At 32.6% G+C, this 25,436-nt stretch carries 24 protein-coding genes and 5 tRNA genes; 5 read left to right on the plus strand and 24 right to left on the minus strand.

What is annotated here, in order from left to right; all coding sequences use genetic code 11:
• Positions 1-29: 29 nt before the first annotated feature.
• The 22 genes from rpoB to Q0739_RS01470 form a co-directional block, all read right to left on the minus strand.
• Positions 30-3,842 (minus strand): DNA-directed RNA polymerase subunit beta, encoded by a 3,813-nt coding sequence (rpoB, locus tag Q0739_RS01365; protein ID WP_298237069.1) that lies wholly within the window; start codon positions 3,840-3,842, stop codon positions 30-32.
• A 124-nt stretch (positions 3,843-3,966) separates the two neighbouring features.
• Entirely contained in the window at positions 3,967-4,341 is a 375-nt protein-coding gene (rplL, locus tag Q0739_RS01370) for a 50S ribosomal protein L7/L12 (RefSeq protein WP_298236901.1), read from the minus strand.
• Positions 4,342-4,405: 64 nt separating this feature from the next.
• Positions 4,406-4,927, minus strand: coding sequence for a 50S ribosomal protein L10 (rplJ, locus tag Q0739_RS01375; RefSeq protein WP_298236902.1), 522 nt, complete (start codon positions 4,925-4,927; stop codon positions 4,406-4,408).
• 20 nt (positions 4,928-4,947) lie between these two features.
• Positions 4,948-5,637 (minus strand): 50S ribosomal protein L1, encoded by a 690-nt coding sequence (rplA, locus tag Q0739_RS01380; protein WP_298236903.1) that lies wholly within the window; start codon positions 5,635-5,637, stop codon positions 4,948-4,950.
• Between the two features lie 20 nt (positions 5,638-5,657).
• Positions 5,658-6,095 (minus strand): 50S ribosomal protein L11, encoded by a 438-nt coding sequence (gene rplK / locus Q0739_RS01385; RefSeq protein ID WP_189360534.1) that lies wholly within the window; start codon positions 6,093-6,095, stop codon positions 5,658-5,660.
• Positions 6,096-6,167: 72 nt separating this feature from the next.
• Complete coding sequence (gene nusG, locus Q0739_RS01390) at positions 6,168-6,722, minus strand: transcription termination/antitermination protein NusG (RefSeq protein ID WP_298236904.1); 555 nt, start codon at positions 6,720-6,722, stop codon at positions 6,168-6,170.
• A 10-nt stretch (positions 6,723-6,732) separates the two neighbouring features.
• A complete protein-coding gene (gene secE / locus Q0739_RS01395) occupies positions 6,733-6,930 on the minus strand; it encodes a preprotein translocase subunit SecE (RefSeq protein WP_298236905.1) in 198 nt (65 codons plus the stop codon).
• A gap of 140 nt (positions 6,931-7,070) precedes the next feature.
• A tRNA-Trp gene (locus Q0739_RS01400) sits at positions 7,071-7,143 on the minus strand.
• A gap of 122 nt (positions 7,144-7,265) precedes the next feature.
• A complete protein-coding gene (tuf, locus tag Q0739_RS01405) occupies positions 7,266-8,453 on the minus strand; it encodes an elongation factor Tu (protein WP_298236906.1) in 1,188 nt (395 codons plus the stop codon).
• A 68-nt stretch (positions 8,454-8,521) separates the two neighbouring features.
• A tRNA-Thr gene (locus Q0739_RS01410) sits at positions 8,522-8,593 on the minus strand.
• A gap of 131 nt (positions 8,594-8,724) precedes the next feature.
• Positions 8,725-8,797, minus strand: a tRNA-Gly gene (locus Q0739_RS01415).
• Between the two features lie 44 nt (positions 8,798-8,841).
• A tRNA-Tyr gene (locus Q0739_RS01420) sits at positions 8,842-8,923 on the minus strand.
• A gap of 54 nt (positions 8,924-8,977) precedes the next feature.
• Positions 8,978-9,051, minus strand: a tRNA-Thr gene (locus Q0739_RS01425).
• A 100-nt stretch (positions 9,052-9,151) separates the two neighbouring features.
• Entirely contained in the window at positions 9,152-9,454 is a 303-nt protein-coding gene (raiA, locus tag Q0739_RS01430) for a ribosome-associated translation inhibitor RaiA (protein ID WP_298236907.1), read from the minus strand.
• 35 nt (positions 9,455-9,489) lie between these two features.
• Complete coding sequence (locus tag Q0739_RS01435; RefSeq protein WP_298236908.1) at positions 9,490-10,380, minus strand: tyrosine-type recombinase/integrase; 891 nt, start codon at positions 10,378-10,380, stop codon at positions 9,490-9,492.
• Between the two features lie 124 nt (positions 10,381-10,504).
• On the minus strand, positions 10,505-10,699 hold the full coding sequence (gene rpsU, locus Q0739_RS01440) for a 30S ribosomal protein S21 (RefSeq protein ID WP_298236909.1): 195 nt from the start codon (positions 10,697-10,699) through the stop codon (positions 10,505-10,507).
• A gap of 84 nt (positions 10,700-10,783) precedes the next feature.
• On the minus strand, positions 10,784-11,950 hold the full coding sequence (locus Q0739_RS01445) for an acyl-CoA dehydrogenase family protein (protein WP_298236910.1): 1,167 nt from the start codon (positions 11,948-11,950) through the stop codon (positions 10,784-10,786).
• Between the two features lie 2 nt (positions 11,951-11,952).
• A complete protein-coding gene (locus Q0739_RS01450) occupies positions 11,953-12,843 on the minus strand; it encodes a helix-hairpin-helix domain-containing protein (RefSeq protein ID WP_298236911.1) in 891 nt (296 codons plus the stop codon).
• 16 nt (positions 12,844-12,859) lie between these two features.
• The gene (locus Q0739_RS01455; protein ID WP_298236912.1) at positions 12,860-14,464 is read right to left on the minus strand and encodes an alanine/glycine:cation symporter family protein; all 1,605 of its coding nucleotides are present in this window, start codon (positions 14,462-14,464) and stop codon (positions 12,860-12,862) included.
• Between the two features lie 109 nt (positions 14,465-14,573).
• Entirely contained in the window at positions 14,574-15,593 is a 1,020-nt protein-coding gene (locus tag Q0739_RS01460) for a potassium channel protein (protein WP_298236913.1), read from the minus strand.
• Positions 15,590-15,817 carry a PspC domain-containing protein gene (locus Q0739_RS01465; protein WP_298236914.1) on the minus strand — a complete coding sequence of 76 codons (228 nt, stop codon included), beginning with the start codon at positions 15,815-15,817 and terminating at the stop codon, positions 15,590-15,592. Before Q0739_RS01465 ends, Q0739_RS01460 begins: the two co-directional genes overlap by 4 nt.
• A 36-nt stretch (positions 15,818-15,853) precedes the next feature.
• Positions 15,854-17,131: a DUF2851 family protein gene (locus Q0739_RS01470; protein ID WP_298236915.1), complete on the minus strand. Its 1,278-nt coding sequence runs from the start codon at positions 17,129-17,131 to the stop codon at positions 15,854-15,856.
• Positions 17,132-17,229: 98 nt separating this feature from the next.
• Between Q0739_RS01470 and Q0739_RS01475 the strand changes: the two genes are divergently transcribed.
• Positions 17,230-17,625 (plus strand): DUF2721 domain-containing protein, encoded by a 396-nt coding sequence (locus tag Q0739_RS01475; protein ID WP_298236916.1) that lies wholly within the window; start codon positions 17,230-17,232, stop codon positions 17,623-17,625.
• Positions 17,626-17,661: 36 nt separating this feature from the next.
• Here the strand turns inward: Q0739_RS01475 and Q0739_RS01480 are convergent, their stop codons facing one another.
• The gene (locus Q0739_RS01480) at positions 17,662-20,292 is read right to left on the minus strand and encodes a valine--tRNA ligase (protein WP_298236917.1); all 2,631 of its coding nucleotides are present in this window, start codon (positions 20,290-20,292) and stop codon (positions 17,662-17,664) included.
• 301 nt (positions 20,293-20,593) lie between these two features.
• Between Q0739_RS01480 and Q0739_RS01485 the strand changes: the two genes are divergently transcribed.
• Positions 20,594-21,010, plus strand: a complete 417-nt coding sequence (locus tag Q0739_RS01485; protein WP_298236918.1) for a DUF1573 domain-containing protein — start codon at positions 20,594-20,596, stop codon at positions 21,008-21,010.
• Between the two features lie 161 nt (positions 21,011-21,171).
• On the opposite strand, the gene Q0739_RS01490 is transcribed toward Q0739_RS01485, so the two are convergent.
• A complete protein-coding gene (locus tag Q0739_RS01490; RefSeq protein WP_298236919.1) occupies positions 21,172-22,506 on the minus strand; it encodes an aspartyl protease family protein in 1,335 nt (444 codons plus the stop codon).
• A gap of 125 nt (positions 22,507-22,631) precedes the next feature.
• Here Q0739_RS01490 and Q0739_RS01495 point away from each other — a divergent pair, with 125 nt between their 5' ends.
• The 3 genes from Q0739_RS01495 (at position 22,632) to Q0739_RS01505 (ending at position 25,433) form a co-directional block, all read left to right on the plus strand.
• Positions 22,632-23,822, plus strand: coding sequence for a pyridoxal phosphate-dependent aminotransferase (locus Q0739_RS01495; RefSeq protein WP_298236920.1), 1,191 nt, complete (start codon positions 22,632-22,634; stop codon positions 23,820-23,822).
• The gene (murB, locus tag Q0739_RS01500) at positions 23,822-24,835 is read left to right on the plus strand and encodes a UDP-N-acetylmuramate dehydrogenase (protein ID WP_298236921.1); all 1,014 of its coding nucleotides are present in this window, start codon (positions 23,822-23,824) and stop codon (positions 24,833-24,835) included. Before Q0739_RS01495 ends, murB begins: the two co-directional genes overlap by 1 nt.
• A 67-nt stretch (positions 24,836-24,902) precedes the next feature.
• Entirely contained in the window at positions 24,903-25,433 is a 531-nt protein-coding gene (locus tag Q0739_RS01505; RefSeq protein WP_298236922.1) for an RNA polymerase sigma factor, read from the plus strand.
• Positions 25,434-25,436 lie beyond the last annotated feature (3 nt).

Below are 25,436 nucleotides of genomic sequence, written 5' to 3' on the forward strand. Positions count from 1 at the left end.
AAATGGTTGAAATGAATTTAATTAATTTACTACTCCTCTAATCTAATGTCTAATCCTAAACCTTTCAATTCGTGCATTAATACATTGAATGATTCTGGCAATCCTGGATCCGGCATTGGTTCTCCTTTAACTATACTTTCGTAAGTTTTAGCTCTTCCAATTACATCATCAGATTTTACAGTTAAGATCTCACGTAAGGTACTTGATGCTCCATAAGCCTCCAGCGCCCAAACTTCCATCTCACCAAAACGCTGACCACCAAACTGTGCTTTACCACCTAAAGGCTGTTGCGTGATTAATGAGTAAGGTCCAATAGAACGTGCGTGCATTTTATCGTCAACCATGTGTCCTAGTTTCAACATGTAAATTACACCAACTGTTGCTGGTTGATCAAAACGCTGACCAGTTCCTCCATCGTATAAATAAGTATGTCCGTATCTTGGAATACCAGCTTCATCAGTTAAGGCATTAATCTGATCGATATTTGCACCATCAAAAATTGGTGTTGCATAAGTACGATTTAATTTTTGACCTGCCCATCCAAGAACAGTTTCATAAATTTGACCAATATTCATACGTGATGGTACACCTAAAGGATTTAATACAATATCAACTGGTGTTCCATCTTCTAAGAATGGCATATCTTCTTGACGAACAATACGAGCAACAATACCTTTGTTACCATGGCGACCTGCCATTTTATCTCCAACTTTAAGTTTACGCTTCTTTGCAATATAAACTTTAGCTAGCTTAATAATACCTGCTGGTAATTCGTCTCCTACAGAAATAGTAAACTTCTCACGACGTAAAGAACCCTGTAAGTCGTTTTCTTTAATCTTGTAATTATGAATTAAATCTGCTACTAATTGATTAGTATGTGTATCTGTTGTCCATTTTCCAGACACTAAATGCGCATAATCATCAACAGCATTTAACATTTTAAGTGTGAATTTTTTACCTTTTGGTAATACTTCTTCCCCTAAATCGTTAAAAATACCTTGAGCCGTTTTTCCATTTACAATGGTGAAAAGTTTTTCGATTAAAACATCTTTTAACTCATCAAACTTCGCGTCGTAAATATCTTCTAATTGTAAGATATCATCTTTATCTTGAGCTCTCTTACGTTTATCTTTTACCGCTCTTGCAAATAATTTCTTCTCAATTACAACACCGTGTAATGAAGGTGATGCTTTTAAGGATGCATCTTTTACATCGCCTGCTTTATCACCAAAAATGGCACGTAATAATTTTTCTTCTGGAGTTGGATCAGATTCTCCTTTTGGTGTTATCTTACCTATTAAGATATCTCCAGGTTTAACTTCTGCACCAACGCGAATCATTCCATTTTCATCTAAATCTTTAGTAGCCTCTTCAGAAACGTTTGGAATATCATTCGTTAATTCTTCGTTACCTAATTTAGTGTCACGAACATCTAAAGAATATTCATCAATATGAATTGATGTAAATATATCTTCACGAACTACTTTTTCTGAAATTACAATCGCATCCTCAAAGTTATACCCTTTCCAAGGCATAAAGGCAACTTTCATATTTCTACCAAGTGCTAACTCACCTTTTTGAGTTGCATACCCTTCACATAAAACTTGACCCTTCGCTACTTTATCTCCTTTAACCACAATTGGTTTAAGGTTAATAGAAGTACCCTGATTTGTTTTTCTAAACTTCACCAATTCATAAGTTTTAATATCACTATCAAAACTTACTTTAGCTTCATCTTCGGTACGTTCGTATTTTATTTTAATTTCATTAGCATCAACATACAATACTTCTCCAGTTCCTTCAGCATTAATTAATACTCTAGAATCTGATGCTACTTGACGCTCTAAACCAGTACCAACAATTGGTGCTTGAGGTAATAATAATGGAACTGCTTGACGCATCATATTCGACCCCATCAAAGCTCTATTTGCATCATCATGCTCTAAGAAAGGAATTAAAGATGCTGAAATTGAAGAAATTTGATTAGGTGCTACATCAGTATAATGTAATCCTTTTGGATCAATTACTGGGAAGTCACCTTCCATACGAGCAATTACCTTATCATGAAGAATTTTACCATCGCTATCTACTTCAACTGTAGCTTGAGCAATTAATTTTTCTTCTTCCTCTTCTGCACTTAAATAAGTTGGTGCGTTTTTAATATCTACAACTCCATCTTCAACTTTTCTATAAGGCGTTTCGATGAATCCCATAGAATTCACTTTAGCAAATACAGAAAGTGACGATATTAAACCAATATTCGGTCCCTCTGGTGTTTCAATTGGACAAAGTCTTCCGTAATGAGTATAGTGAACATCACGTACTTCGAACCCTGCTCTTTCTCTGGATAAACCTCCAGGTCCTAATGCTGATAAACGACGTTTATGAGTAATCTCTGCCAATGGATTTGTTTGATCCATGAACTGAGATAATTGGTTAGTACCAAAAAATGAATTAATTACCGACGATAAGGTCTTGGCATTAATTAAATCTATTGGTGTAAATACCTCGTTATCACGAACGTTCATACGCTCACGAATAGTACGTGCCATACGTGCTAAACCAACACCAAATTGAGATGATAACTGTTCTCCTACTGTACGTACACGACGGTTAGATAAGTGATCAATATCATCAATCTCTGCTTTAGAGTTAATAAGCTCAATTAAATATTTTATAATAGTAATGATATCTTCTTTGGTAAGCACCTGCTTATCCATTCCAATATCAAGACCTAATTTTTTATTCATTCTATAACGACCTACTTCTCCAAGAGAGTAACGTTGGTCTGAAAAGAATAATTTATCTATAATACCACGAGCCGTTTCCTCGTCTGGTGGTTCAGCATTACGTAATTGTCTATAAATATGTTCAACAGCCTCTTTTTCAGAGTTTGTTGGATCTTTTTGAAGTGTGTTATGAATAATGGCATAGTCACCTTGTTCTGCACTTTCTTTATGTAAAAGAATGGTTTTAACACCAGCTTCAAGAATTTCTTCAATATTTTCTTTATCGAGAATAGTATCACGATCAAGTACAATTTCGTTACGTTCTATTGATACTACTTCACCCGTGTCTTCATCAACAAAATCCTCATGCCATGTATTTAATACACGAGCTGCTAATTTTCTTCCTAAGTATTTTTTTAATCCAGATTTTGATACTTTAACCTCTTCAGCTAAATCAAAAATCTCTAAGATATCTTTATCGCGTTCAAAACCAATAGCTCTAAACAAAGTTGTAACTGGTAACTTTTTCTTTCTATCGATGTATGCATACATTACCTGATTGATATCTGTAGCAAATTCTATCCAAGAACCTTTAAAAGGAATTACCCTTGCAGAGTATAATTTTGTTCCATTAGCATGAAATGATTGACCAAAGAATACACCTGGAGATCTGTGTAATTGCGATACTACAACACGTTCTGCACCATTGATAACAAATGTACCACTTGGTGTCATGTAAGGTATAGTTCCTAAGTACACATCTTGAACAATGGTTTCGAAATCTTCATGTTCAGGGTCTGTACAATATAACTTTAACCTTGCTTTTAAAGGAACACTGTATGTAAGTCCTCGCTCAATACACTCATCAATAGCATACCTTGGCGGATCTACGAAGTAATCTAAAAATTCTAAAACAAATTGATTACGAGAATCTGTAATAGGGAAATTTTCCATGAAGGTATTATATAGACCTTCATCTCCTCTTTCTTCAGATTTAGTTTCTAATTGGAAAAAATCCTGAAAGGATTTTATCTGAATATCCAAGAAATCTGGATATTCTGTTCTATTTACTATAGAAGAGAAATTTAATCTTTCGGCTTGTGTTGATAACATCAATGGACGGAATTTTGATTAAAAAAAATAGTTATAGCGTATGTAATCATTATATACGCAAAATGGTTTAGGTCTTGAAGAACATTCTCCAGACCTAAACCTTTATGTTTTTGAGTTGTTAAGCTTACTTAAGCTCAACCTCAGCTCCAGCTTCTTCTAAAGATGCTTTTAAAGCTTCTGCTTCATCTTTAGATACAGCTTCTTTGATAGCACTTGGTGCTTCATCAACTAAACCTTTAGCTTCTTTTAATCCTAAACCAGTTAATTCTTTAACTAATTTTACAACAGCTAATTTAGAACCACCTGCTGCTTTTAAAATAACATCAAATTCGGTTTGAGCTTCTTCAGCTTCTCCACCTCCAGCAGGACCAGCAACAGCAACTGCAGCAGCAGCAGCAGGCTCGATACCATACTCATCTTTTAATATAGTTGCTAACTCGTTTACTTCTTTTACAGTAAGGTTAACTAATTGTTCTGCGAAATCTTTTAAATCTGCCATTTTTCTATCGTTTTAATAAATTTTTAATTTTAATATAATTGTAATAAAGTGCGTACTCTTTTGATTATCCTTCTTTTTCGGATAATGTTTTAATAATACCTGCTATTGTTCCTCCACCTGATTTAAGTGCAGAAATAACATTTTTAGCAGGAGACTGTAATAATCCAACAATCTCTCCTATCAATTCTTCTTTAGATTTGATATCTACTAACATGTCTAATTGGTCATCACCAATGTATATAGCTTCTTCGATAAACGCTCCCTTTAATAAAGGCTTCTCAGATTTTTTTCTGAAAGCTTTAATTACTTTAGCTGGTGCGTTACCAGTTTCAGAATACATTACTGAAGTATTGCCTTTTAAAACCGTAGGAAGTTCTCCAAATTCTTTGTCTGAAGCTTCCATTGCTTTTTCAAGTAATGTATTTTTAACAACTGCCATTTGTACGTTTGCCTTAAAAGCAGCACGACGTAAATCTGACGTAGTACCTGCATTTAACCCTGAAATATCTGTTAAATAGATATTTGCATTATCAGTCAATTGTGCAGTTAAGTCTTGAATTACTTGCGATTTTTCTTCTCTTGTCATAATTTAAAGTTTTAACCTAATTAACCAATTTTAGGATCAATAGCTAAACTTGGACTCATTGTAGAAGACATAAATATGCTTTTTACATAAGTTCCCTTAGCTGTTGTCGGTTTCAGTTTCATTAATGTAGTTAATAATTCATTTGCGTTACCCGCAATTTTATCAGCACTAAATGATGCTTTACCAATAGCCGCATGTACAATACCAGTCTTATCAACTTTAAAGTCAATTTTACCAGCTTTTACTTCGGCTACAGCTTTAGCAACATCCATAGTTACAGTTCCAGTCTTTGGGTTAGGCATTAAACCACGAGGACCTAATACACGTCCTAAAGGACCTAACTTACCCATAACACTTGGCATAGTAACGATAACATCAACGTCTGTCCAACCACCTTTAATTTTTTCAAGGTACTCGTCTAAACCTACGTAATCAGCACCCGCTTCTTTAGCTTCGGCTTCTTTATCTGGTGTAACTAATGCTAATACTTTCATGTCTTTACCAGTACCATGTGGCAATGAAACCACACCTCTAACCATCTGATTTGCTTTACGAGGATCTACTCCTAAACGGACTGCTAAATCAACAGATGCATCAAATTTAGTATTGGTAATCTCTTTAATTAATGAAGACGCTTCATCAAGAGAATAGATTTTTCCTTTTTCTATTTTCGCTAAAGCTTCTTTTTGCTTTTTTGTTAATCTTGCCATTTTATAATGTCTTTAATCGATTAAGATGGAAATTTTCCTGTTACAGTTATTCCCATCGATCTTGCTGTTCCAGCAACCATTTTCATAGCAGACTCTATTGTAAATGCATTTAAATCTACCATTTTGTCTTCTGCGATGGTTTTAACCTGATCCCAAGATACTTTAGCTACTTTTTTTCGGTTTGGCTCTCCAGACCCTTTCTTCACCTTAGCAGATTCTAATAATTGAACTGCTGCTGGTGGAGTTTTAATTACAAAGTCAAATGATTTGTCTTTGTAAACAGATATAACCACTGGTAATACTTTACCAGCTTTATCTTGGGTTCTGGCATTGAATTGCTTACAGAACTCCATGATGTTAACACCTGCAGCTCCTAAAGCGGGTCCAACCGGTGGCGATGGATTCGCAGCACCTCCCCGAACTTGTAACTTAACTACTTTACCTAATTCTTTTGCCATTTTTAATAATTTAATTTTTTGATGTTATCTTTCTTTTGGAAGCGAAAGACTCACCTATATAATGTAACACTATTATACTTTTTCAACTTGCATATAACTTAACTCTAATGGTGTTTTTCTTCCGAAAATTTTAACCATTACTTCAAGTTTACGCTTTTCTTCATTTATTTTTTCAATCGTTCCATCAAACCCGTTAAATGGACCATCAATAACTTTAACTGTTTCTCCTTTAGTAAAAGGTATCGCTACATTAGCACTTTCTTCAACAGATAATTCGTCAACTTTACCTAACATTCTGTTAACTTCAGATTGTCTTAGCGGCACTGGATCTCCTCCTTTTGTTTCCCCTAAAAAACCAATAACATTAGTCACCGATCTAATAATATGAGGAACTTCACCTGTCAAATTAGCTTGCACCATTATATAACCTGGAAAAAACACTTTTTCTTTGTGCACTTTTTTTCCATTTCGAATTTGTATAACACGTTCTGTTGGAACTAATACCTGATCTACATAATCTTGAAGACCTAAACGAGCTATTTCATTCTCTATATAAGTCTTAATCTTATTTTCTTGACCACTTACAGCCCTAACAACGTACCATTTTTTTTCACTTACTTCTGACATAAATTTGTTTTTAACCGTTAATCCAATCAAAGTATAGTGTTATAATTTTACTGAAAACTGTATCAACTCCCCAAATAGCAAGAGAAAAAATAATTGAGAATACGGCTACTAAAACCGTTAAACGTTGTGCTTCTGCCCATGGAGTCCAGGTCACATTATTCTTTAACTCTCCAAATGATTCTTTTATGTAATTTACAAATCCAGCCATTTATCTATTTTTTATTATACACTTTAATTTCACTTAGTGTAAACTTATTGAGAAACTCTTTGTCTCCAATTTATTAGCACGGGTTGAAAGACTTACTTCGTCTGCGCTCAGCATAAACTTCTCGTCTCGTACTATACTTGCACGGGTTGAGAGACTCGAACTCCCGACACCTGGTTTTGGAGACCAGTGCTCTACCAACTGAGCTAAACCCGTATTTGAATTTTGCTCAACTTCCAGATAGTTATCTGTAATGAGCTAAACTCGTAAATATAAGTCAAAAGGCATCACGCTTTTAAGCATGATACCTTGACTCTTTATTTACATTAAACTATTGTTTAGTCTAAAATCTCAGTTACTTGACCTGCACCAACTGTTCTACCACCTTCACGGATAGCGAAACGTAAACCTACGTTCATTGCAATTGGCTGAATTAACTCAACAGTAATCGTTAAGTTATCTCCAGGCATAACCATTTCAACTCCTGAAGGAAGTGCAATATTTCCTGTTACATCAGTTGTACGAACGTAAAACTGTGGACGGTAGTTGTTATGGAAAGGTGTGTGACGTCCACCTTCTTCTTTTTTCAAGATATAAACCTCAGCTTTGAAGTTTTTATGTGGAGTTACAGAACCTGGCTTAGTAATTACCATACCTCTTGAGATTTGAGATTTCTCAATACCTCTTAATAAGATACCTGCATTATCTCCAGCTTCACCTCTATCTAATATTTGACGGAACATTTCGATACCAGTAATAGTAGATGTTAATTTCTCAGCACCCATACCAATAATCTCAACAGGATCTCCTGTGTTTGCTACACCAGTCTCAATACGACCAGTTGCAACAGTACCACGACCTGTAATTGAGAACACATCTTCAATAGGCATTAAGAATGGCTTATCCATATCACGTACTGGCTCTTCAATCCACTCATCACAAGCTTTCATTAATTCCAATACAGTATCAACCCATTTTTGCTCACCATTAAGTGCTCCTAAAGCAGAACCAGATACTACAGGTCCATTATCTCCATCATACTCATAGAAAGATAATAAATCTCTAATTTCCATATCAACTAATTCAAGTAATTCTTCATCATCAACCATATCCACTTTATTCATGAATACAACGATACGAGGAATACCTACTTGACGACCTAATAAGATATGCTCACGAGTTTGTGGCATTGGACCATCTGTAGCAGCAACAACTAATATTGCACCATCCATTTGCGCAGCTCCAGTTACCATGTTCTTTACGTAATCGGCGTGACCTGGACAGTCAACGTGTGCGTAATGACGATTTGCTGTTTGATATTCTACGTGTGAAGTATTAATTGTTATACCTCTTTCTTTTTCTTCTGGAGCGTTATCAATTTGATCAAATGATCTTGCTTCTGAGAAACCTGCATCAGCTAATACTTTAGTAATAGCAGCAGTTAAAGTTGTTTTACCGTGATCTACGTGTCCAATTGTACCAATATTTAAGTGTGGTTTTGAACGATCGAAAGTTGCCTTTGCCATGTTTTTTTAATAATTTAATCTTAGTTATATAATAATATTAGTGTATTCTATTTTAAACTCTAATATAGAGCCAATGACGAGATTTGAACTCGTGACCTCTTCCTTACCAAGGAAACGCTCTACCCCTGAGCTACACCGGCGTAAAGTTTTTATTTCCTTTTCTTTCAAATAACCTATACATAAGGTTATATCAATTGAAAGAAGAGATTCCTGCCTTCGCAGGAATTTTAGAGCGAGAGATCACGCTTTTGGCGTGACGACATTCGCTTAGAGCGAGAGACCGGGTTCGAACCGGCGACATTCAGCTTGGAAGGCTGACGCTCTACCAACTGAGCTACTCTCGCATTATTTACAACTATATTACAAGTTGAAGGTTTTCAATATTTTGTGGGGAGAGCAGGATTCGAACCTGCGAAGACGTAGTCAGCAGATTTACAGTCTGCCCTCGTTGGCCGCTTGAGTATCTCCCCAATTTTAAAGAACATTGCTAAAAATTGCTATTGCTTTTTTTAGACTTTTTTTAGAGCCGATGGAGGGACTCGAACCCACGACCTGCTGATTACAAATCAGCTGCTCTAGCCAGCTGAGCTACATCGGCTTTTTTTCACTTTTTTCGCATAAAAAAAGCCCGCTATTTCTAACGGACTGCAAATGTATATATTTATTTTTTTATTCAAAACATTTTTTGAAAAATTTTACTATAAATATGTTCTTAATTTTTCTTTTCGCTTTTTAAGTTGCCTTTCAAGTGAAGAAACTGCCATATCAGTCCCTTCTTCAAAGCTTTTACATTGCTTTTTTACTACCAAACTATCTCCAGGCACACTTAAACGTGCTTCAAAAATCTTGTTTTCTTTATCGCTAGTGTTTTCAACTTTCAAATAAACGTCTGATTTAATAACTTTATCATAGAACAAATCTAACTTATCCATGCGCTTTTGAATAAAATCTAAGAGTTTTTGATCAGCATTAAAATTAACTGATTGTGTGTTTACTTTCATACTTCTACTTTTTGGTTAGACAATAATTTTCATTACTATTTTTTACTTCTTGGATGCGCATTAACATGCACTTTCTTTAACTCTGCAATACTATTATGTGTATAAACTTGTGTAGCAGCTAAACTTGAATGTCCTAGAAGTTCTTTTACAGCATTTAAATCGGCACCTTGATTTAGCAAATGTGTAGCAAAAGAGTGTCTTAATATATGTGGGCTCTTTTTTACTTTTGAAGATGCTATACTAAAATAATCATTTATTATTCTGTAAACAAGAGTTTCGTATATTTTAATTCCTTTTTTTGTTAGAAACAACTTATCTGAATCTTTAATACGTTCTAACTTTCTTCTAAACTCTAAATAAGTATGCATCGATTTTACTGTAGATTCTAATAACGGAACAATCCGTTCCTTATTTCTTTTTCCTAATACTTTTAACGTTTTATTCTGAAAATTAATACTAGTTAATTTTAAATCTACCAACTCTATACGTCTTATGCCAGTAGAATAAAATAATTCAATAATTAATCGATCTCTTACACCTTCAAAACTATTATCAAATTGCAAATAATCCAAAACGGACTCTATTTCTTTTTCTGAAAAGGGTACTTGAATTTTTTTACTAGTTTTTAAAGCTTTATGCTTCGCTAAGGGATTTAACTCGATGTCACCTATTTTCAAAAGAAACTTATAATACGTATTTAATGCCGAAATTTTTCTGTTTATACTTCGGTTTGATATTTCTTTTTCAACCAATGAAACAATCCACCTTCTTATTTGTGGGTAATTAACATGGCTAATACTACTTGATTGGTATACTTCTTTTATGAATTCAGAAAAACTTTGTATATCATTTTTATAAGCATTTACGGTTAACACCGAATAATTCTTTTCAATTAGCAAATAATCTGTAAATGATTTTAATGACATTTAAAGTATTAAAAGTTTAAAGTTAAATGATTATGGTTAATAGTGCAACTATAAAATCATTAAATACATTGCAAAAAAAATTCCCGCTAGGCGGGAATTTAATACTATTTAATTTTAGAATCTGTTATACTTCTTCTGCATCTCTTAATGTTTGAATGTATTGCGCTTTTTTTTCTTGCGCTCTACGTGCAACTGAAGGTTTGGTAAACTGCTTGCGTTCTTGCAACTGATTTTTAAGCGTTGTTTTTACAAACTTTCGTTTGTAACGCTTTAATGCTCTATCTATATTTTCTCCATCTTTAACTGGAATTATTAACATAGTGTCTTAACCTCCTCTCTTTTAGATTTTTCGGGTGCAAATATAATAACAATTGTTAATTATCAATTATAATTGAAAATTATTTTAAGTAGCTGGCTTATACTCTTTTTTATCAATTATAATTTTAGATATAATTTCTCGGAGTATTTCAGAAGTCCCACCTCCTATTGGTCCTAATCGGCTATCTCTTAACAATCTAGCCATTGGATAATCTTCCATATAGCCATAGCCTCCTAAAAACTGTAGACATTGATATATAACATCATCAGCCATTTTAGTAGATTTAAGCTTAGATATGGTTGCTTCCTTAACAACATAGTCTCCTTTCTCTAATCTTGCAGTTACAGCATAATTGTAATTTTTACATATTTCCATATCTGCATATAATTCTGCGATAGAATGCCTTAGTGCTTGAAATTTATCGATTGTTTTACCAAAGGCTACACGCTCAGACATGTATTTTAATGCATACTCTAGGGCATATTCGGCACGAGCATGTGCATTAACGCCCATAATTAAACGTTCTAAAGAAAAGTGCTGAACGATATATGAAAATCCTTTATTCTCCTCGCCCAACAAATTACCTACTGGAACTTTAACATTATCGAAAGCTATTTCACCCGTGTCTGATGCTCGCCAACCTAATTTATCCAATTTGGTTGCCGATACGCCTTTCATATCTCTGTCAATAACAAACATACTTACGCCTTTATTTCCTAATTCAGGATTAGTTTTTGCAGCAACTACCAAGTAATCGCTATACACCCCGTTAGTAATAAAAGTTTTAGAACCATTAATTATATAACTATCACCGTCTTTTACAGCTGTTGTTCTCATACCTGCAACATCACTCCCTCCAAAAGGTTCGGTAACACAGAGACACCCTATCTTATCTCCAGTAATACTTGGCACTAAATAGCGTTGTTTTATATCTTCATTTCCTTCAACACTAAGATGCGTCATTGCTAAATAAACATGTGCCCATATTGCTGCTGCAAAGCCACCTGAGTTAACTTTTTGTAGTTCTTCAAGTAATATTACGGTATAAAATAAATCTAAATTCATTCCACCATATGCCTCGGGGTAATTAATACCAAAGAAGCCCATTTCACCAAACTCTTTCCAAATAAACCTATCAATTACACCTGTTTTTTCCCAAGTATCTATATATGGAACAACTTCTTTCTTTAAAAAATGTTGAAGGCTTTTTCTAAAAAGATTGTGTTCTTCGGTGAAGTAAATGTTATTCATCTTTATTCTTTTTCAAGATGCAAATATAATTTAATTATCTCGATTTTATTTATTGGAAAGCCTTTAACTTTTCTTAATTCATCAAAGGATTTATAACCCTCTCTTAACTGGCGTTGTTCTATAATTTGATGTGCCAAATCGTAATCTATATGCTGAATAGTTACCAACTCTTCTATAGTTGCTTTATTTAAACTAATCTTATCTATTTTTCTAGGAGTTTTTACGGTAAAATGGTTGGTAATACTTTCAATAACCTCTGGTGATAAACCATACACATCATATAACTGAACGTCCGCAATAAAACCTCCAGCAAATTTATTTCTGAATTTTATTATACGTTCAGAATAATATTCGCCAATACCGTTTACTTTTTGAAGTTGCTTTGCTGTGGCAGTATTTAAATCTTGTTTTTGTGCGTAGGCTTTTTGTTTATTGTTATACTTCTTTTCACTATTCCAACTTGTTGCTGTAACTGGGTGTAATACCCATTCTGGGAATTTAAAATATGGTGAAATAACATTAAGCAAAGAATCTGAAACTTTGGTAACTTCCTGAAATTGATTAACCGAATTTATCCACTTGTTTTGTTTTCTATATTGAAGCAACCTATCAATTTCTTCATTAGTCATTCCTAAGTTTGATCCTTTAAAATCTGTTATATAATTTGGGTTGAACGGATATATTTTTGGCTTTCTATTTTCAATAGATGCCAGTCGTAACGAGTCCATTTCATTTTTATACTCGGTAAGCAAATCTTTGTTTACTTGAATTTTTTCTGAAGATAAATCAATAAAAAAATAAACGCACTGTCCAATTATTATAAGTAGCAATAATAAAAAAATCCCATTTCGTTGTTTTTTTGAAAACGTGAAATGGGATTTAAATTTTCGCATTTTATTTTTTTATCTTTTATGTTTTAAGGTCTTTAATGGCTTTTAAATATTTATTAAGCTCATCTTTAACTTTTGGAGCCAATATTACAAGTCCTATCATATTCGGAACCATCATAGCAAATATCATGGCATCAGAGAATCCTATTACAGAGCCTAAACTTGCAGCAGCACCAATTACAACGAATACACAAAATAGTAATTTATAAGTGTATTCCATTTTTTTAGTTCTTCCAAACAAATAAGCCCATCCTTGGAAACCATAATAAGACCAAGAAATCATGGTGCTAAATGCAAATAATACAACTGCTATCGTTAGAACATACGGGAACCAAGAAATAGCAGATTCAAAAGCACCTGATGTTAATAATATAGCTTGCGCATCGTTTAATGAAGCGTTCTCTGCGGTAACATTTCCAGTAATAATAAGCACCAAAGCTGTCATGGTACAAACTACAACAGTATCAATAAAAGGTTCTAACAAAGCAACCATTCCTTCACTAGCAGCATATTTCGTTTTAACAGCAGAATGCGCTATTGATGCAGATCCTACACCAGCTTCATTTGAAAAAGCTGCTCGCCTAAATCCTTGAACCAAGACTCCAATAGCACCACCAGCTACTCCTTCTGGGCTAAAGGCACCATTAAAAATTTGAAGAAAGGCGTCTCCAATCATGGTATAGTTTGCAAATATTACAAATAACGATGCTACTACATAAATAACAACCATAAAAGGTACAATTTTATCTGTTACCTTAGCTATTTTTTTAATACCTCCAATTATTACGATACCAACAAAAACAGCCATAATTATACCAAACAACCAACCTTTACCATGTAAAAAGGAACTTTCTCCTCCAGTAATATTTTCAACTAATTGAAATGCTTGATTAACTTGAAACATATTTCCTCCACCAAAAGAACCACCAATTACAAAAATCGCAAATAAGGCAGCTAAAACTTTACCCAATCTGGTAAACCCTTTTGACTTTAATCCTTTTGTTAAATAATACATAGGACCTCCGTATACCGTTCCATCATCTTCAATATCTCGATATTTAACTCCCAAAGTACACTCTACAAATTTTGATGCCATTCCTAAAAGGCCTGCAACAATCATCCAAAAGGTTGCTCCAGCACCACCAATAGACACTGCTATTGCAACGCCAGCAATATTACCTAAACCAACAGTAGCAGATAATGCCGCTGTTAAGGCTTGAAAATGAGAAACTTCGCCTTCATGCCCTTCAATTCTTATAGTATCTGGGTTATCTTCTTCATCTGTGAATTTCGACTTTGAAATTTCTACTTTATGATCTTTTCTTTCTTCTAAATCGTCATATTTCCCTCTAACAATATTTATAGAAGTCCAAAACCCTGTAAAATTTATCAGCTTAAAATAAAATGTGAAATAGGTCGCTCCAAGAATTAAAGGGAATAACACCCAATAAACTTGAACTTCTTCACCAAAAGGAATCTTATAAAAAATAAAATTAACAAACCATCCTGTGGCTGCACCAAATTTTTCATCTATTATTTGGTCAATTCCTTTTTCTACAGTTTCCTGTGCAAATGTTAAAAATGGAAATATTAATGTGAAAATTGAAAGAAGATGTTTCTTCATGAGAATTTTAAGTTAATTAGTGTTTATGGAAAAATCTTTATTAAAGTTAGCAAGATGCTAAAAATAATTGATTATTTAAAAAAAATAATTGTTAAATAGTAAGGATCCTCTATTCTATATTGTATTCAGAATTTAATGCTTCTACCTGCTCTGGCTTTCCTAAAATTATAATTTTAGAATTGGCTGCAAGCTCTAAATCTGCCTCTGGGTTTACTGTATATTCTCCTTTTTCGTCTTTGTAGCCAATTACGGTACAACCCGTTTTCTTTCTAAGATCTAAATCTCGTATTGTTCTAATACCATTATTCTTATATAATTTTTCTACAGCCACTTCTTCAATGTTAATATTTGACTTTCCTACAATAGACAAATTATCTATAAACTCCATTAAACCAGGAACAACAACTAAAGATGCCATATGATCGCCACCTATTTTATCTGGTAGAATAACATTATTTGCTCCCGCAAACTTTAGCTTATCATAGGATGATTCTTGAGATGCTCGACTAATAATATTTATGTTTTTATTCATTTGCCTTGCAGATAACACTACAAACAAATTATCGGCATCACTTGGTAGTGCCGAAATAAAATTTGACGCTCTATCAACTCCTGCTTGTAAAAGCACATCATCTTCGTTTGCATTTCCTATAACATATGGCACATTATCTAGTTGCAAACGTTCTTCCATTTCTTTATTCTTTTCAACAACAACAAAGGATCTATTATGAGCAGATAACTTTCTAACTGTTTGTTTACCGTTTCTTCCGTAACCGCAAACAATCACATGATTTTTAAAATCATCTATTTTCTTTTGCATCTTTTTATGTTTTAATTCTTCAATATGATCTTTACTTAAAATATATTCAGTAATAATGGAAAGTGCATAACCAACAATTACAACACTTGCTAAAATTAAAAAAATTGTGAAAATTTTTGATTCATCATCTAGTGGTACTACTTCTCCAAAACCAACAGTTGTCATGGTTATAACGGTCATATACAAAGCATCAATCCATGTATAGCCAGAAATCATGATATAACCAATAACACCTATTAGCATGATAACAACCAATAAAAATACGGCTGTATATATTTTAGTTCTAAAAAATCGAATTATTGGATTCATAAATCAAATACAGATGAACGTTTGGTATAAACTAAGTCTTTAATTCGCATCCAAAAAGCTAAAAATAAATATAAAGCAAAACCAAAACCAACTGTAACAAAAGTGAGATACATGAATGATGTTCTTACCACTTTTGCTCGAATACCTAATCTATCGGCAATTCGCTGACATACATAGTACCCATGTTTTTGAAAAAAAAGTAATGGTTTGTAGATGTTGTTCATGCCGCAATTTAACACTAAGTTTATTTGTTTAAAAGTTTATTTGTTTAAAAGTGAATTACCCACTGCACATTTTAAACAGTTATTTTTATTACAATATTCTGTTTTTAGCTGAATTAGTGCCTGAGATTCTAAGGAAGATTTAGACACTTTTTTTAATTTATTAAAAGCATCAATAATACTATTTTTTTCTGAAGCTATTTCTGAAGCTATTTTAACAATACGATCACTTAACTCAATCTCCATTCCTTTTTGCTTTGCATAACAGAATTTTATGGGCAAAATGGTATTAATTAAAATCAAGTCTATAAATGATTTTGTTATTGTTTTTGTTGATGTTTTTGACACTTTCTGAAACGTATAATGTGAACTCCAAAATGTTGATGCCGAAACCTTAAACAATTCGTAAAAATCTTTAACATTATTGTATTCAATAATTCTAGAAAACAAATTTTGGTGTTTGTAATATAAACTTGCTAGTTGCGATAAGCGAATTGTTGGGAAATTTGATGGTCGCAATCTGAAAAAATCAATAGGTAATACTTGACTATTTTTTAAATTAAATTTCTGCTTTAAAAACTGAAAATCTTTTACCAAACTTAAATAGTAGGCATCTTGAATATCACTATCCAATAATCCTGCCTGCCCCAACAATAAAGATTCTAAAGTTTTTTGATTGGTTTGCACTTTTCTTATTATTGAAAAATCTATAGATTTCGCTAAACTAAAAAACGATTCTCCATTAACCTTAAGCCCAAAATTTTTAGCCAACATTTTAAACAAAACTGCTTCCCAATCATTTTTTGAATCTTGTAAAAGCAACTCAATAGTTTTCGATTTTCTTTCTAAACGTTCAAAATATAATCGCTCTAGCCAATTTTTTAAGAGGAAGTCATCAATAATTCCAAAATCATTCTCACAATTAATCCATTTACCTTGTTTAGAAAACAGCTTTTCATATTTTTTTAAAATGTCCTTCTGCACAAAGTCTTTTAATTGTAATGTTGGTATTTGCGAATTATCGCTTCTAAAAACTTCTGTATCGTGTTCCCAAACCACATGCAGTATAACATTATCATAAGCCTTGTCCTGCTCATGGTTATGTACAAACCAATCGGATGATTTTACATGAATTTCTAAGTTTCCTGCCCAAAGTTGATTTCCTATTTGTAATTGTGCGTTAAAGAAATCGGGACCTGTATTGTGATTATGCTCCCCTACCGACTTAATAACTACCGATTCTTCTTGTGTAGTTTTAAGCAGGTTTATTTTCATTTTTTTATACTTCCACAGATAATGTAAAAAATCTTCTTGCATCAACGAAAGATAAAATTCCCATTTAAAAATGCCAAATTCAAAATGAAATTTCTTGATTAATTATATAACTTAGTCGTTTCAGACAACAAGTTATTTTCATGGAAGAATTAACGCTTACAACGCCCGCTCTTTTATTTTCGGCAATATCTTTAATTATGCTAGCTTACACCAATAGGTTTCTAGCGTACGCCTCTGTTATACGCAGTTTACATGATAAGTATTTACAAAAGAATGATTCCATTTTAATTGAACAAATAAAGAATATAAAAAAACGTCTTTACCTAACGCGCTCAATGCAAATTTTTGGAATAAGTAGCCTATTACTTTGTGTACTTACCATGTTTTTAATTTACATAGACCAGAACACCATTGCTATTTGGGTATTTGGATTGGCTTTAATTTTTCTAATTATATCTCTAGGGCTTTTAATTGTTGAAATTCAAATTTCGGTAAAAGCTTTAGAGCATCATATTAGTGATATTGAGGGAAAATAGGGAGCTGCCTATTATTAAAGTAAATAAATCATGTATTTATCCTAAACTAGCCAAACTAGCCTTTAACGTTTCAATTTTAGCTAAAGCATCCGCTTCTTTTTTCTTTTCGCTTGCAACCACTTGTTCTGGAGCTCCAGAAACAAAACGTTCGTTAGATAGTTTTTTTTGAACCGATTTTAAAAATCCTTCGGTATAGCTTAGTTCTTCTGTTAATTTTTTAACCTCAGCTTCTAAATCTATAGCACCTGCCATAGGAATAAAATACTCGTTAGATTTCACTCTATAGGTTAAAGCACCATCGACAGCTTCAGATATATAATTAATAGACTCAAGGTTTCCTAATTTAGATATTATCGCATCAAAAGTATTTTGTACATTTTCATTATTAATTACAGAAAAACCAATAGTCTCTTTAAAAGCAATATTCTTTTGTTTTCTTATACTTCTAATTCCTGAGATAACTTCTGAAGCAAAATCGAATTCTGTAATTAATGATTTATTAACCGTTTTAGCTTTTGGCCATTTAGCTACTATTAATGCTTCATCGGCTGTTCTTTTAGTAATATGTTGCCAAATTTCTTCAGTTAAAAATGGCATGAATGGATGTAATATTTTTAAATTATTTTCTAAAATAGAAATAGCTGCATCGTATGTTTTCTTATCTATAGGTTGTTGGTAACCAGGTTTTATCATTTCTAAAAACCATGAACAAAAGTCATTCCATATCAACTTGTAAGTTTCCATAAGCGCATCGCTAATACGGTACTTACTGTAATGATCTTCAATAATTGTTAAAGTATTCTGAAACTTGGCTTCATACCATTCTACCGCTATTTTAGACGCTTGTGGTTGTTCGATATCTGCTATTTCCCAGCCTTTTATTAATCTAAAGGCATTCCATACTTTATTAGCAAAACCTTTTCCTTGATTACAAAGTGCTTCATCAAACATTAAATCGTTTCCGGCAGCAGCGCTTAACAATAAACCAACACGAATTCCGTCGGCTCCATAATCGTTAATAAGCTTTAAAGCATCTGGTGAATTGCCTAGAGACTTACTCATTTTACGACGTTGCTTATCGCGTACTAAACCTGTTAAATATACATTTTGAAAAGGTCTTTCATCTCTATATTCGTAACCTGCAACAATCATTCTTGCTACCCAAAAGAATAAAATATCTGGTCCAGTTACTAAATCGTTTGTTGGGTAATAGTATTCAATTTCTTCATTATCTGGATTTCTAATACCATCAAATACACTTATTGGCCACAACCAAGACGAAAACCATGTATCTACCACATCTGATTCTTGACGTAAATCGCTACTGGTTAACTGTGAGTTATTCGTTTTATGTATAGCTAATTTCAATGCTTCTTCTATATTCTTAGCTACTACAAAGTCTTGCTTACCATTTCCATAATAATATGCGGGTATTTGCTGTCCCCAGCGTAGTTGCCTTGAAATATTCCAATCGCGCACATTTTCCATCCAATGTCGATAAGTGTTTTCAAACTTCTTTGGAAATAACTTAACCTCTCCAGTTTCTAATACAGCTTTTAGGGCTGGTTTTGCTAGCCCTTCCATTTTTAAAAACCACTGGTCACTTAATCTAGGTTCTATAACAGCATGTGTACGTTCGCTGGTTCCAACTTTATGAGTAATATCTTCGGTTTTAACCAAAATCCCCATATCGGTCAATTCTTTAGCAATATCTTTTCTTGCTACCTCCCTGTCTTTACCTTCATGATGTAGTCCATAACTATTTAAAGTAGCGTCTTCATTAAGAATATCAATAATTTCTAAATTATGTCTATCACCTATTTCTTTGTCGTTTACATCGTGTGCAGGTGTTACTTTTAAACATCCCGTTCCAAATTCAATATCAACATAATCATCTTCAATAATTGGAATAACTCGGTTACAAATTGGCACAACAACTTGTTTTCCTTTTAAGTGTATGAAACGATCATCATTTGGGTTAATACAAACGGCAGTATCGCCAAGAATTGTTTCAGGACGTGTAGTTGCAATAGTTACAAATTCGTTCTCATCTTGTATTTTATACTTCACATAGTATAATTTATCTGTGCGCTCAATATGATTTACTTCTTCATCAGACAGGGTTGTTTTTGCTTCAGGATCCCAATTTACCATTCGGTAACCACGATATATTAAGCCTTTATTATATAAATCAACAAAAACATCAATAACCGCTTCACTCATGTCCTTGTCCATAGTAAATTTGGTTCTCTTCCAATCGCAAGAACATCCTAATTTTTTAAGTTGCTCTAAAATAACACCACCGTACTCATCTGTCCAATCCCATGCATGCTTTAAAAATTCTTCTCTGGATAAATCATTTTTATCAATACCTTGTTCCTTAAGTTTTGCAACTACCTTAGCCTCAGTGGCAATTGATGCATGATCTGTTCCAGGAACCCAACAGGCATTTTTCCCTTGTAAACGTGCACGACGAATTAATACATCTTGTATTGTATTATTAAGCATGTGCCCCATGTGTAATACTCCAGTAACGTTTGGTGGCGGAATTACAATAGTATAAGGCTCTCTTTTATCTGGTGTAGAATGAAAATAATTATTCTTCATCCAGTAGTCATACCACTTATTTTCTACCTGACTTGCATCATATTTTGATGGAATTTGCATACTTTGGAATAGTTTTTGACAATTGATGTGCAAAAGTACTTATATTTCTTTTTCTGTGAAAGTAGATACATAGCAATATGATGTATTCGTATAACGCAGTAATTAAGAAATTTAAAATTAAAGCTGTATGTACTTTTAAGTAAGTTGAATATGTTAATACTTATGCATTACATCTAAAAATTTTGTAGGTTGCTAAAAAAGTGAGTATGTTTGACATGTTATTAGTACTAAAATAACCTTAAGCTTAGATAAATACTAAGCTTATACAAATGACAATTATTAACAATTAAAGATAGAAAAGATGAAACAATTAATTACTATTTTATTTATTGGATTAGTAAGTTTTGCTGTAAATGCACAAGCTAAAATAGAATTTAAATCTGATACTATAGATTATGGAACCGTTGAAAAAGGTTCAGACGGTGTTCGAGTTTTTGAATTTACAAATACAGGTGATGAACCTCTTATAGTTTCTAAAGTGAGTTCAAGTTGCGGATGCACTATTCCTAAAAAACCAAAAAACCCAATTATGCCTGGGAAAACTGGAGAAATTGAAGTGAAATATGATACTAACAGAGTAAATCCTATTAGAAAAACAATAACAGTAATATCTAATGCTGACACACCTACCGTTGCTTTGAAAATTAAAGGTTTGGTGGTAGATTCTAGTAAAGAAAGCGTACTTGAGAAAAAGAATAAAAGTATCGTTCAGCAATAAGAAACTTTACTTACAAATTATAAAAAGAAGGTGTCTAAAAAGTAAGTTCGATGTCATATTGAGCTTGTCGAAATATTTTTAACTTACTGATAATCAATATCAGTTTCGACAGGCTCAACCTGACAAATCAAATTATAAAGACTTTTTAGACACCCCTTTTTTTATTTAAATAGGTCTTCCAATATAAAATTAAAATACATATCTATTCCGTTTCTACTAACCCTTAACTTTATTCTGTCTCCTCTTTTTCCATAAAAAAGAGACATGAGGTTTTGTAATGTAAATTGGTGCGCCTGTTTTCCATTTATAGACAAAACAACATCTCCTAACTCAAGGCCAGCCTTTTCTGCTGGCGAGTCTTTTCTTAATTCTACTATACTGTAAGCTGGTTTTAAAGACATTCTGTAACGGGTATCTAATACTATCTTTGTCCCATTTTGAGTATTACTTGTAGAATTTCTGTCTTGTAAAATAACATCTTCCCTTTCTTTTACTAATCTTACACCATCATGAGCTAACTCTATACCACTTTTATTATAGCTGAATTTCTCTTTAAAATAACCATTCCGTTTAAAGGTGATAATGGCATGTTGATAATCAAATATAATATTGAATCGCTTCAAAATATTACCCGAAATACTTCCGTTTCGATCTTTAAAACGTCTTGCAAATAATATAGATGTTGAATCTGGAAAAGCAACATTAACCTTCTCTAAAGTAAAATTTTTTATTGAAAACGCTTTAACTCTAGAACGCTTACCGTAAACACTCCCACTCAAACCATGACCTAAAAAGTCATAAAAAAATTTGTTATCTGTTTTTATCCCTAAAGAAGCATCTTCAAATAACCATAACGCATCACTCCCTCCAGAATCAATTAATAATTTTATAGGAATATCTTTTTCGTTAATATTAACTTTAACATTAATATAGGGCTTATTGTTATAAAACTCTAAATTTAATCTTTCGCAATTTCTACAATCTTTATAGCTAAATTCTTGTGGTTCTGTGAGTCTAATAAATTTGTGTGAATAATTAATCTCAACTACCAAATCCTTTAGAAGATCGTAACCTAAAATACCATGAACAGGTATACCAAGTCTAGGAGCAAAATTTAAATTAGAGTCGTAAACTGCATATAAGTCTTGATTTAACTTAATGGCATCACCAATTCTAAAAATATTGTTTCTTGACTTTAACGCCTCAACAGAATTTCCTTCACCTAGACCTCTTAACATAATAGTTTCTGTGTCTTTAATTTTTAAGGTATCCGACACATTCAAAAAATTAAATATAATAGGTTTACTTACACCTGTATCTAAAAGAAAAGAAAGCTCAACACCATTTATTTCAACTGGAATAACAATCAAGTTATTTATTAACTTAAACTTAATTTTAGCTGATTTTTTCTTGTTCTGAATAAAAAATTTGCCTTGTGAAAAACCAATTTGCGAGAAGCATATAAATAAGAAAATAAGGTGAAAAATACGTTTCATTAACAAGAATATAAAATTTACACATTCAATTTACGAATCTTTAGATAAGAGATGTCAAATCACCTCATTTTTTAAATAAACTTTAAGATAATTTTCTCAACTTTGTAGCATTAAATACTTTTTTAATGCCAGCAATTTCAAATAAAGGGCAACTAATGCCGCAATCACCTATTAGAAAGCTTGTCCCTTTTGCAGAACAAGCTACTAAAGAAGGTAAATCTATTTACTATCTAAACATTGGGCAGCCTGATATAAAAACCCCTAAAATAGCACTAGATGCCGTAAAAAATTTCGACATTGAAACATTAGCATATTCAAGATCTGAAGGCTCTGAAACTTACCGAGATAAAATTGCTTCCTATTATGCAAAGCATGATATATTGGTAAAACATGATAACATAATTGTAACTACTGGTGGTAGTGAAGCCCTCTTATTTGCATTTGGAAGCATTATGGATGTTGATGATGAAATAATAATACCAGAGCCATTTTATGCAAATTATAATGGTTTCTCAACGGCTTCAGGTGTAAAAGTAGTTCCTGTAATTTCAAAAATTGAAGACAACTTCGCTTTACCACCAATTGAAGAATTTGAAAAACTCATTACTCCAAAAACCAAGGCTATTTTAATTTGTAATCCGGGAAACCCAACTGGTTATTTATATTCAAAAGAAGAAATTAAAAAACTCGCAAGCATTGTTAAAAAACATGATTTATTCTTAATTGCTGATGAAGTTTATCGCGAATTCGTTTATGACGGTAATGTACATTATTCAGTAATGCAAGAAGAAGACATAGAAGAAAACGCTATTATGATTGACTCGGTATCAAAACGATATAGTATGTGTGGCGCAAGAGTTGGTTGTTTGGTTTCAAAAAACAAAAATGTTATTGAAACGGTGCTAAAATTTGCTCAGGCTCGTTTAAGTCCGCCTACTTTGGCTCAAATTGCAAGTGAAGCAGCATTAGAAACATCTCAAAGTTATTTTGATGCAGTAATTGAAGAGTATGTTGACAGACGAAATACTTTAATTAGCGAATTACAAAAAATTGATGGTGTAAAAGTTGCTAAGCCTAAAGGTGCTTTTTATTGCATTGCGGAATTGCCTGTAAAAAATTCAGATGATTTTGCACAATGGCTTTTAGAAAGTTTTGATGTTGATGGTGAGACAATTATGGTCGCTCCTGCGGGTGGATTTTATTCTACACCAAGAGTTGGTTTAAACCAAATTCGAATTGCTTACGTACTTAAAAAAGAAAGCTTAGTAAAAGCTGTGAAAATTTTAAAAGAGGCCTTAAAAGTTTATAAAGACTAGTGCAAATCAACCAAAACATATCTTTAAAACCTCTCAATACGTTTGGTATTGATGTTAATGCGAAATACTTTACCACTGTTAACTCAATAAACGACCTTAAAGGTGTTTTAAATTTAAAAGAACATTCTAACAAGTTAATCTTAGGAGGAGGCAGCAATATACTACTTACTAAAAATCAAGACAGTTTAGTAATTCACATTAATTTAAAAGGAAAAGAAATTGTCTCTGAAACTGAAGATTTTGTTTTAGTTAAAGCTAATGCAGGCGAAAATTGGCATGAATTTGTTCTTTGGTGTTTAAAAAACGATTTCGGCGGTGTAGAAAATTTATCGCTAATTCCTGGTAATGTTGGCACAGCACCTATACAAAATATTGGTGCTTATGGCGTGGAACTTAAGAACCACTTTGTTTCTTGTGAAGCATTATCAATAGAAAACAATACCTTTGTTACATTTAATAAAGATGATTGCCATTTTGATTATAGAAACTCCATTTTTAAACAAGAAGCTAAAGGAAAATATATAATTACAAGTGTCGTTTTTAAGTTAACCAAAAAAAAACACAATCTTCATATTAATTACGGTACCATAAAGTCGCAATTAGACTATATGGGAATTACCAACCCAACAATTCAAAATATTTCTAAAGCAGTTATTGCTATAAGAGAAAGTAAGTTACCAAACCCAAAAGAAATTGGAAACAGTGGTAGTTTTTTTAAAAATCCAGTTGTTCCTAAATCACATTATCATATACTACTTCAAAGTTTTGAAGACATGCCCAGTTACAAAGTCTCAGAAGATATGGTAAAAATTCCTGCAGGTTGGCTCATTGAAAAAGCAGGCTTTAAAGGCAAACGTTTTGGAGATTGTGGTGTTCATAAAAAACAAGCACTAGTACTTGTAAATTATGGTAATGCCAAAGGAATTGATATTTTAAATCTCTCACAACTAATTCAAAAAACAGTTAAAAGATTATTTGGAATTTCTATAGAAGCTGAAGTAAATATCTTATGATAAAAAAGAAATTTCTAACTTTGGTTTCATTAAATTTCAAAAAATAATACTTTAAAACCTACAACATTTGATTTCAGCAATAGAAAAGGAAATAGTAAGCTTACTTGAAAAGGGCGATAAAAAAGCTATAACGCTGCTATATGAAAACTATGCTGATTCCCTATACGGCGTAATTAAAAAAGTAATTTCAGATGATGATACCGCGCAAGACGTTCTTCAAGAAAGTTTTATAAAAATATGGCGTTATGCTAAAAAATATGATTCTAGTAAAGCAAAACTTTTTACTTGGTTATACAGAATAGCCTATAACACTGCTATAGATAAAATAAGATCCTTCAAGAATAAAAAAGATAAAGAAGTCCAAATCGAGACTTCATCCGTATATAAAATAACATCAAATGAGTTAAATCAAGATGTTTTAGATATTAAAAAACATCTAAAAACCTTAGATGAAAAATATCAAATAGTGATTAATGCGCTCTTTTTTGAGGGCATGACACAACAAGAAGCTAGTGATGAATTAAGTATTCCGCTAGGTACTATAAAATCGAGATTAAAAATTGGATTGCGGGAATTGAAAAAAATTTACAATCCTTAACTA

It is taken from the genome of uncultured Algibacter sp. (assembly GCF_947487605.1).
Classification (GTDB): domain Bacteria; phylum Bacteroidota; class Bacteroidia; order Flavobacteriales; family Flavobacteriaceae; genus Algibacter_D.

What these genes read in the sequence shown, in the direction of transcription:
- rplK (WP_189360534.1), bottom strand. Translation starts at nt 6,095, where the DNA reads ATGGCAAAAGAATTAGGTAAAGTAGTTAAGTTACAAGTTCGGGGAGGT.
- Q0739_RS01470 (WP_298236915.1), bottom strand. Translation starts at nt 17,131, where the DNA reads ATGCAAGAAGATTTTTTACATTATCTGTGGAAGTATAAAAAAATGAAA.
- secE (WP_298236905.1), bottom strand. Translation starts at nt 6,930, where the DNA reads ATGGCTGGATTTGTAAATTACATAAAAGAATCATTTGGAGAGTTAAAG.
- Q0739_RS01475 (WP_298236916.1), top strand. Translation starts at nt 17,230, where the DNA reads ATGGAAGAATTAACGCTTACAACGCCCGCTCTTTTATTTTCGGCAATA.
- Q0739_RS01445 (WP_298236910.1), bottom strand. Translation starts at nt 11,950, where the DNA reads ATGAATAACATTTACTTCACCGAAGAACACAATCTTTTTAGAAAAAGC.
- Q0739_RS01450 (WP_298236911.1), bottom strand. Translation starts at nt 12,843, where the DNA reads ATGCGAAAATTTAAATCCCATTTCACGTTTTCAAAAAAACAACGAAAT.
- rpoB (WP_298237069.1), bottom strand. Translation starts at nt 3,842, where the DNA reads ATGTTATCAACACAAGCCGAAAGATTAAATTTCTCTTCTATAGTAAAT.
- Q0739_RS01485 (WP_298236918.1), top strand. Translation starts at nt 20,594, where the DNA reads ATGAAACAATTAATTACTATTTTATTTATTGGATTAGTAAGTTTTGCT.
- rplA (WP_298236903.1), bottom strand. Translation starts at nt 5,637, where the DNA reads ATGGCAAGATTAACAAAAAAGCAAAAAGAAGCTTTAGCGAAAATAGAA.
- Q0739_RS01490 (WP_298236919.1), bottom strand. Translation starts at nt 22,506, where the DNA reads ATGAAACGTATTTTTCACCTTATTTTCTTATTTATATGCTTCTCGCAA.
- nusG (WP_298236904.1), bottom strand. Translation starts at nt 6,722, where the DNA reads ATGTCAGAAGTAAGTGAAAAAAAATGGTACGTTGTTAGGGCTGTAAGT.
- rplJ (WP_298236902.1), bottom strand. Translation starts at nt 4,927, where the DNA reads ATGACAAGAGAAGAAAAATCGCAAGTAATTCAAGACTTAACTGCACAA.
- Q0739_RS01495 (WP_298236920.1), top strand. Translation starts at nt 22,632, where the DNA reads ATGCCAGCAATTTCAAATAAAGGGCAACTAATGCCGCAATCACCTATT.
- rpsU (WP_298236909.1), bottom strand. Translation starts at nt 10,699, where the DNA reads ATGTTAATAATTCCAGTTAAAGATGGAGAAAATATAGATAGAGCATTA.
- Q0739_RS01455 (WP_298236912.1), bottom strand. Translation starts at nt 14,464, where the DNA reads ATGAAGAAACATCTTCTTTCAATTTTCACATTAATATTTCCATTTTTA.
- rplL (WP_298236901.1), bottom strand. Translation starts at nt 4,341, where the DNA reads ATGGCAGATTTAAAAGATTTCGCAGAACAATTAGTTAACCTTACTGTA.
- raiA (WP_298236907.1), bottom strand. Translation starts at nt 9,454, where the DNA reads ATGAAAGTAAACACACAATCAGTTAATTTTAATGCTGATCAAAAACTC.
- Q0739_RS01465 (WP_298236914.1), bottom strand. Translation starts at nt 15,817, where the DNA reads ATGAACAACATCTACAAACCATTACTTTTTTTTCAAAAACATGGGTAC.
- tuf (WP_298236906.1), bottom strand. Translation starts at nt 8,453, where the DNA reads ATGGCAAAGGCAACTTTCGATCGTTCAAAACCACACTTAAATATTGGT.
- Q0739_RS01460 (WP_298236913.1), bottom strand. Translation starts at nt 15,593, where the DNA reads ATGAATCCAATAATTCGATTTTTTAGAACTAAAATATATACAGCCGTA.
- Q0739_RS01480 (WP_298236917.1), bottom strand. Translation starts at nt 20,292, where the DNA reads ATGCAAATTCCATCAAAATATGATGCAAGTCAGGTAGAAAATAAGTGG.
- Q0739_RS01435 (WP_298236908.1), bottom strand. Translation starts at nt 10,380, where the DNA reads ATGTCATTAAAATCATTTACAGATTATTTGCTAATTGAAAAGAATTAT.